Annotated in this window: 5 protein-coding genes and 1 tRNA gene; 3 read left to right on the top strand and 3 right to left on the bottom strand. The window is 64.5% G+C overall.

What is annotated here, in order from left to right; all coding sequences use genetic code 11:
* Nucleotides 1-279: 279 nt before the first annotated feature.
* On the top strand, nt 280-3621 hold the full coding sequence (locus tag RTQ83_RS23905) for a DUF2339 domain-containing protein (RefSeq protein ID WP_312520456.1): 3342 nt from the start codon (nt 280-282) through the stop codon (nt 3619-3621).
* 19 nt (nt 3622-3640) lie between these two features.
* A complete protein-coding gene (locus RTQ83_RS23910; protein WP_312520459.1) occupies nt 3641-5086 on the top strand; it encodes a DUF3999 family protein in 1446 nt (481 codons plus the stop codon).
* A gap of 18 nt (nt 5087-5104) precedes the next feature.
* Here the strand turns inward: RTQ83_RS23910 and RTQ83_RS23915 are convergent, their stop codons facing one another.
* The gene (locus tag RTQ83_RS23915; RefSeq protein WP_312520462.1) at nt 5105-6286 is read right to left on the bottom strand and encodes an AI-2E family transporter; all 1182 of its coding nucleotides are present in this window, start codon (nt 6284-6286) and stop codon (nt 5105-5107) included.
* Complete coding sequence (locus RTQ83_RS23920; RefSeq protein WP_312520464.1) at nt 6283-6768, bottom strand: cyclic nucleotide-binding domain-containing protein; 486 nt, start codon at nt 6766-6768, stop codon at nt 6283-6285. Before RTQ83_RS23920 ends, RTQ83_RS23915 begins: the two co-directional genes overlap by 4 nt.
* A gap of 252 nt (nt 6769-7020) precedes the next feature.
* On the opposite strand from RTQ83_RS23920, the gene RTQ83_RS23925 reads away from it, so the two are divergent.
* A complete protein-coding gene (locus tag RTQ83_RS23925; protein ID WP_312520467.1) occupies nt 7021-8172 on the top strand; it encodes a GGDEF domain-containing protein in 1152 nt (383 codons plus the stop codon).
* Between the two features lie 75 nt (nt 8173-8247).
* Here RTQ83_RS23925 and RTQ83_RS23930 read toward each other — a convergent pair.
* A tRNA-Asp gene (locus RTQ83_RS23930) sits at nt 8248-8324 on the bottom strand.
* Nucleotides 8325-8463: the final 139 nt, after the last annotated feature.

An 8463-nucleotide genomic window follows, 5' to 3' on the forward strand; every position in this document is an offset into this window, starting at 1 on the left:
ATCGTCAGGCTAGTTATATGAAAAACCCCACCAGTGATCTGGTGGGGTTTTTTGCTTTGGGCTTCGTGAAACGGATCGCCGGATCGAACACTGGTTGAACGCGTCGGCGGCGGAACCGCCAACACTACGGTTGACCAGCACCTGGGCACGGAAAATCAACAGGAACCATAGCTGTCATCTGTCGTACACCATCAACTATCAGCTTTGATTCAGCTCAACCGCCGCTAAAATCCAGCCCTTATAGCATTTCCCACTGTCAGTATTTCACATTGGACTGACATGGCGACCATCGCGTCCGCCTATTGTGGAGAGCAGCTTATGGAATTGATTACATTCGGGCTGTTGATTGTGTTCGGTTATCCAGTTCTGGTAGCCCGGATAATGGTTGGCCTTAAAGGCGAGCAAATAAATAAGCTGGAGCGGGAGCTCACTGCCTTACGCGCTCGCTATTTGCTCGACATTGAACGGATCGAGCAAAAGATCGTCCAACAGCCCAAGCCGGACGTGCAGTCTACGGCACCAGCCGCAGCTTCACCTCCTATGCAACCCGAACAGGATGCATCTGGTCTGGAAGTCCCTGAAAACTGGTTTGATCCGACCGAATTGGCAATGCACGCAGACGTGTTGGATCAGGCGGGCAATCCATTGTCCGAACCTGCCCCTATCAATGCCGACACAAGCGACCATGCTGCAAACGGTCCCGCCATCGGCATTGAACCGCAAGCTCAGCCAGTTCGGACCAGCGTTCAACGCGACGACGATCCACCGGCGGCGGCCAAAACCACGTCATTACCTGAGCCTGAGCCTGAGCCCGCGCCATCGCGGCTCACCCTCTGGCTGGCCACCACCGCCAGAACCTGGCTCCTGACCGGCAACCTGGTCGCCAAACTCGGCCTAGTGATCCTCTTCATCGGCGTCGCCTTCCTGCTCAAGTACGTCGCCGCTACCATCACGATTCCGATCGAGCTGCGCCTGGCCGCAGTGGTAGCGGCCGACCTGGGCCTGCTGGCCTGGGGTTGGCGTCTACGTATCCGGCGCCGTGAAATCGGTCTGCCGGTCCAGGGCACCGCAATCGCCATCCTGATGCTGGTAATCTTCGGCGCCCACCAGCGCTACGAACTGATCCCCGCCAGCTTCGCATTTGGATTGCTGGTGTGCCTTACCGTCTTCACCTGCTTGCTGGCGGTGCTGCAAGATGCTCCCTGGCTGGCGGCATTCGGCATTACCGGCGGCTTCGCTTGTCCTTTACTGCTGTCCACCGGAGAGGGCAACCATGTAGCCCTGTTCTCGTATTACGCGCTGCTCAACGCCGGCGTGTTCGCACTGTCCATCACGCGCTCATGGCGGCCTCTGAACCTGCTCGGATTCGCCTTCACTTTCGTGGTTGGCACGGCCTGGGGCGTCCTGCGCTATACGCCCGACAACTACCCATCGGCGCAATGCTTCCTGATCCTGTTCTTCCTGTGCTACGTCGCCATCTCCCTCGCTTTCGCGCACCAACAGCAGGCAAGACTGAAGAATTACGTCGACGCCACGCTAGTACTGGGCACGCCGTTGCTGGCCTTTGGCCTGCAGGTCGGCCTGGTCAAGGACAAGCCGTTCGGCCTGGCGTTGTCCACGCTTGTACTCGGTACTTTCTACCTGGGAATTGCGTCGATCCTGTTGAAGCGTGGACGTGAACGCTGGAGGGTCATGCTCGAAGCCTACGCGGCGCTGGGTATCATCTTCGGCACGCTCGCCGTTCCGTTCGCGCTCGACGAGCGCTGGACGTCGGCCACATGGGCGCTGGAAGGAGCCGGGTTCGTGTGGCTCGGCTTGCGATGGAAACGCGTTTCAGTCTGGCTCTTCGGATTGCTGCTGCAAGTCGGCGCGGGATGGAGCTTCATCGCCGCCGTCACCGACCTGACGCCGCACGCGGCTACGTCGGCACATTTGTGGCTCGGCTGCCTGCTGCTCGCCGCCAGCGGCTTCGCCGTTGCGCTCAGCCTGCGCAAGCATTCGAAGGGCAGCGACGCACTGGTAGTGCTGGCCGATACCTTCCTGACGCTGTCCGCCGTCTGGCTGCTCGCCGGGTGTTGGACCGAAGCGATCGTGCATACTGCCGGCGGCGCGCTGGCCAACTGGATGGTGGCGGGCGCGTTGCTTACGGCGCTGCTGCTGTATGTCGTCAGCACCCGCCTGGACTGGCCGATGGCGCGCCAGCCGGCCCTCGCGGCCCAGATTGCCGGCGCGGTGGCCCTGGGTGTTCTCAGTGCACCGGGATGGTCATGGACCACGATGTTCGAGGCAGACCGCGACGCTCCGCTGCTCGGCATCGTCATGCTGGCGGCTGCGGCATTCGCGACCAGCCGCCTGATGCAGCGCACGCCGCCGCCGCAGCCAGATGCCAAACTGTCTTCCGCTCTGTTGCTGTGGGCAGGCATCTGGTGGTTCGGCCCCGCCATCAACGTCGCCGCGGGCAGGTTGATGCCGTATCTTCCGGAAGCCCTCGGCAGCCCATACGCACGCTGGACCGCCCTGTACGCAATCGCGGTTGCGGCCACCTCGGTCACGTGCATGCACCTGGCGCCGCGTCTGTCCTGGCCGCAGCTGCGCTGGTTCGGCGGCGTGTGCTGGGCCATGCTGGTCCTGGTCACGGCGGGCTCTCTGCACAACCTGTATTACGTGCATATGCTGCCCGACGCCGCCGGCTGGCTGGCCTGGGCAGTGCTGTGGGCCACCTGCGAGTACCTGATGTCGCGCTGGGGAAGGGGCGGTCCGGAACTGGGCAACGGCGTACTGAAGCTGCTGCACTTGCTGCGCAGCGGCGGACCCTGGCTGGCCCTGTGGCCGGCCGGTGCCATCCTGATCGACAACTGGCTGATCGCGCCTGCTGTCGATCCCTATGGAATGACGCAAGAGAGCTGGATCACCGATGCCGCCTGGAGCAACTATCTCCCGACCTGGGCCATGATGCTTGTATTGGTATTCGTGCTACGCCGCAGCGTGGCAAACCAATGGCCGGCCAGACCGTTGGCAGACTGGTACCGCATCATGGTCATCCCCAGCGCAACCACGCTGATGGTGCTCCTGGTCATCAGCTGGAACCTGACGCACGACGGCGCGATGGCGCCCTTGCCCTACCTGCCGCTGCTCAATCCCCTCGACCTGACCACCGGCTTTGTGCTGATGCTGGGCGCCGGCGTTCTGCGTCAACTCAGCGATCTGGCCGTGCCGGATACCGGACTGCGCCAGCTGCGGCTGGCAGGCCTGGTAGGCGCCTACATCTGGTTCAACCTGATCCTGCTGCGCAGCGCGTCGCACTACCTCGATATCGACTATCGGCTGGCCGATCTGGCGGCATCGCAGGTCGTGCAAGCCATGCTGTCGCTGGTCTGGAGCGCGAGTGCACTGGTACTGATGCGCATGGCGGCGCGCCTGGTAATGCGGCGCAGCTGGTGGACCGGCGCCGCAATGCTCGGCGTCGTCGTGCTGAAGCTGTTCGTGATCGACCTCGACAACAGCGGCAGCATGGCACGTGTGGTGTCGTTTGTCGGCGTCGGCCTGCTGCTGCTATTGGTCGGCTATTTCGCGCCCTATCCGAAGAGCGCGCAGCGCACGCCACCCGCCGCACCCGCCTGATTCCAAACCGGAGGACATCATGTCAAACCAGCGCGCTGCTCTGGCATTCATCCCAATCCTGACTCTGGCGGCGCAGGTGCATGCCGCCGCGCCTGCGCCGGCTGGCGACAAGGCTGCCGACTACTCGCACCTGCTGCCCCTGAACGTCGCTGCCAACCAGGCGGTGGTGCAACTGCGGTTGCCGCGCGACGTTTACCTGGCCGCGCGTTCGCCGCATCTGAACGACCTGCGCGTATTCGACGCCGCCGGCGCACCAATGCCATATGCCCTGGTCGACCTGGCGCCGCAGGCGCTGGTCAACCGGCCAAGCGCGCCGGCCGCCGTGTTCCCTGTCCAGGGTCCCGCACATGATGGCGTCAACGTGCAGGAAGGGCTGCAGATCCGCACCGGCAGCGACGGCGCGCTCATTTCGGTAACGGCACCCGCGCGCGCAGCGGGCGACGAGCTCATTGGCCTGGTGCTCGACCTGCAGCCGGCTGCACGCGCCGCCAGGGTCGGAGCAGGCGCGGCGATTGGCGCCCTGGCCCTGACGCTGCCACCCGCCACCGGCAACTACAATGCGCGGCTTGCGCTCGACGTCAGCGACGACCTGCAGAACTGGGACGAGCAGGCCGAGGCAACTGTGAGCTGGCTGGTCAACAGCCAGGGCGCCAGCGTGCAGAAACACCGGATCGAATTCGCGCCACGCGCATTTCGCTATGCGCGCTTGCGCTGGCTCGACGGCAAACCGATCGAGTTCGCCGCCATCCATGCCGAATACGTGGTGCAGCGCGAGGCCGGACGGCCGCTGGAAACGCTGGTATTGCAGGGAGTGCCCGGTGCCGAAGGACGCGACCTGATATACACGGCACCGGTAGCGATTCCGGTCGCATTGCTCGGCCTCGCGTTCCAGGGCCGGAATGTCGTCATGCCGGTTCAGATCGGGCAATACCAGGCGATGCCGAATCGCGATCCTGGCGCGCGCACGGTGCTGAAACTGCAGCCGCTGGTGAACACGACGTTTTTCCAGCTCGAGCAGGACGGCCGGCGCCGTGCGTCAGGCGACGTCGCGGTGCCGGTGACACACGCCGCTCGATGGGTGGTGCGGCCCTTGAACACGGTCCCCGAGCGCCCGGCATTGCGCCTGGGCTGGGAACCTTCGACCATCGTGTTCGTCGCCTCCGGCAAAGCGCCATATCAGCTGGCGTTCGGACGCGCTGGCGTGCGGCCGGCAGGCGTGGCGCTGCACCAGGTGGCGCCCGGGTTCAGCGAGCGCGAACTGATGGCGCTCGCGGCGGCAACACCAGGCAAGGTGATCGTGCAGAACAGACTCGAACAAACCATGGATGGCGCGGCGCGCGGCCCGGCGGGCAACAAGCAGGTCTGGCTGTGGGCGCTGCTGGTCGTTGGCGTCGTGGCGTTGGCCGGCATGGCGTGGCATCTGCTGCGCCAACTGAAAGGCACATCCGAACCTCCGCCTGCATGACGCGCAGATGCCGCTACATTATTTGCCCAACGGCTTGGTCGACGCCGTTGGCGCCCCACGCCGCTCGCGTGCGATATCCAGGTCGATACTGGCCTGGCGCACCCGCAGCGCCTTGGCATAGCGATGGCGCGCGCGCAGCCGCGGATTGGTGACCAGGCGCCCCAGCGTCTCGCCGATCACCATCACCACCCCCAGGATCGGCAGCACCAGCATCAGCCCCACCACGCCGGCCAGCATGCCGCCCACAAAAATCATGATCACCGTCACCAAGGGATGAATGTGCAGGCTGCGCCCCAGCGTGAGCGGCATGAACACGAAGTCGTCCAGCAGCCGCACCAGCACGAACACCACGATCGCGCCGTAGGCCACCAGCGGCGTCGCCGGCGCGTCGGTCGAGGCCACGATCACCACCAGCACGCAGCCGGCGATCGAGCCGACGAACGGCACCCAGGCCAGCACCGCCGAGATCAGCCCGAGCAGCAGCGGCGACGAGACGCCGATGATCCACAGGCCGAGCGCCAGCACCACCGTGTCGAGCACGGTCAGCTTGAGCAAGCCTTCGAAATAGCGCCGCGCGGTCTGGTCGACCTCGTGCAGCAGGAACAGCGCACGCTCGAAATAGGCGTTCGGTACCGCGCGCGCCAGGAACTTCTTGAAGCGCAGGCCGTCGCGCAGCAGGAAGAAGGTGAGGAAGGGCGCCAGCAACAGCGACGGCACCCAGGTGACGACGCCGACCACGATCTCGCCCAGATGGTTGCTGGCGAAATCATTGGTATAGGCCGCGAACGCGGTGTTCACGGTCGACGTCAAACGCATCTCGGCCAGGATCGGAAACTTCGCCTCCAGCAGCGTCATCGTGTTGCGCACGAAGGCGACGCCGCCCTCCAGGTACAGGCCGATGGTCGCTTCCCACGAATCTTCTTCCGGCCCGTCGCTCCAGTTCAGCGCCAGCACCATCGCCAGCGTGGCCAGCCCGAAGAACAGTGTGCAGATCCATAGCGCGGCCGCGTTGCGACTGAAGCCTGAACGCACCATGCGCTGCATCGGCCGCAGCAGGGCGTAATACAGCACCGTGCCGAAGATGAAGGGCAAAGCCAGCCACAGCAGCTGCTTGACCACCAGCAGCAGCAGGCAGGTAGCGGCGATGATGCCTGACCAGACGATCGGACCGGAGCGCTCGCTGTCGAGCTCCATGCTCATAGCGCTTCCAGCTGGGGCCGTCCGGTACCCATCCATTCGCGCAGGCGCAGGCCGATGTGGCGCGCCAGTGCCAGCGAGATCTTGTAGCCGATCACGGCGTCGGTTTCCATCAGGCCCAGGAAGTCGGCGCGGAAGAACACCGCCATCTCGCACGGCTCCATGGCGCGCGCCTGGGCGTTGCGCGGCGAGTTGTCGAGCAGGGCCAGGTCGCCGAAGAAGCCGCCCGGCTCGAGCTCGGCCACCACCTGGGTCATGCCCTCGTGCAGGCGGCTGATGCGTACCCGTCCGCTCATCAAGAGATACAGCGCCTGGCCTTCCTCGCCCTCGTCGAACACGATCTCGTCCTTCAGGTAACGGCGCTCGTGCAGCAGGCCGTCGACGATCTTCAGTTCCAGCGGCGTCAGCGCGGCGAACAGGGAAGAGCTTTTGAGCCGGTGCAGACGCGGCGACATGCGGGGAGGCTTGAGGAAGCGGAAGATCACGGTGATTTCAGGTGGATACGGGATGTTGTCGCGGAGTTGTCGCTTGATTATCCCTGAACGGGTAATGCCACGCATCAAATTCCGATCCGTGCGCGCCCGGCTGTGGCGGCTCGTCCATACGAGCTTCAAATGTGCGCCCGGCTTTAGTTGATTCGGTGTAACATAATTCTTTGTGGCAACATCAATTGTCACTAGTATATTTACTGCGTAAGCCGTCGACGCGGTATGCCGTGCTTCTTACAGGGACAGGCAGTGATCGATATTCAAAGTTTTCTTCTTGCACTCGGGATGGGCAACGTCGGCTTCGCCATCCTGATGGCAGGATATATGCGCGGCGCATCGCCAAGCGCCGGGCTGCAGCTATGGATGTGGGCGCGTCTGGGCATCGGTTTCAGCCAGCTGGTCGGCTGGGCCCGGCCGTTGCTGGGCGCGCCGGTGCTGGGCAGCCTGGAAGGCCTGGGCTGGATCCTGGCGGTCGCGCTCGAGATGGCGGCGTATTGCGTCTTCTTCGGCTTCACGCGCTGGGGACGCATCCTGTTCCCCGTCACCGGCCTGTCGTGTCTGGTCGTGATCGCGGCCAGCGCGCGCGGCGCCAGCCATGCCCAACTGAGCGCCATGGTGGCCTGCGTGGTGGCCCTGTTCGCTGCCGCCATGGCCTGGATCCTGCTGCGCCGCCGTCATGCTTCGCTGCTGCAGCGGATCATCGGCGTCAACGATGCCCTGTTCGCTCTTTCGGTCGCGGCCTGGGCCAGCTCGGCGCTGCAGAGCAATGTCGTGCCTGACGCGCGCGCCGCCCAGGAAGCGGCCTATCTGACCGGCTACCTCCTGATGATCGTCAACGGCTTCGGCTTCCTGCTGCTGTGCAAGCAGAAGGACGACAGCCGCATGGCGCACCTGGCATCGGTCGACTGCCTTACCGGCCTGCTGAATCGCCATGCTTTCCTCGAGCGCGCCGAGAGCGCGCGGGTGGCGGCCCAGCGCCAGCGTCAGCCGCTGGCCCTGATGATGATCGACATCGACCATTTCAAGGCGATCAACGACCGCTGGGGCCATGCCAGCGGCGACGACGCGCTGGTGGTGTTCGCCCAGACCGCGCGCCAGGTGATGCGCGGACACGAAACCATCGGCCGCCTGGGCGGCGAGGAATTCGCGATGATGCTGCCGGCGGCCAGTCTCGAGGAAGCGGTGCAGGCCGCCCAGCGCCTGCGCCTGGCGATCCGCGCCGCCACTGTGATCACCAGCGGGCCGTCGTACACGATGACGGTCAGCATCGGCGTGGTGGTGCTCGATCCGAACGAGGGTTTGAGCGATGCGCTGGCGCGCGCCGACCATGCGCTGTATAGCGCCAAGCGCGAAGGGCGCGACCGGGTCGAAGTCGGCGACCCGATGCAGCGCTGCGCCTGACGATGCCGGCACAAACATAAACGAAAGCGCAAAAAGAAAAAGGGTCCGACGAATCGGACCCTTTTTCTTTGAAGCTGGCGGAGCGGACGGGGCTCGAACCCGCGACCCCCGGCGTGACAGGCCGGTATTCTAACCAACTGAACTACCGCTCCATTTACTACTTCGATCGTGCTTGCGCATGACCGTTTGACGCGAAAAGAAGAAGGGCCCGACGCATCGGACCCTCTTCTCTGATACTGGCGGAGCGGACGGGGCTCGAACCCGCGACCCCCGGCGTGACAGGCCGGTATT

The sequence above is a fragment of the Massilia sp. genome (genome assembly GCF_031995545.1).
Classification (GTDB): Bacteria; Pseudomonadota; Gammaproteobacteria; order Burkholderiales; family Burkholderiaceae_D; genus Telluria.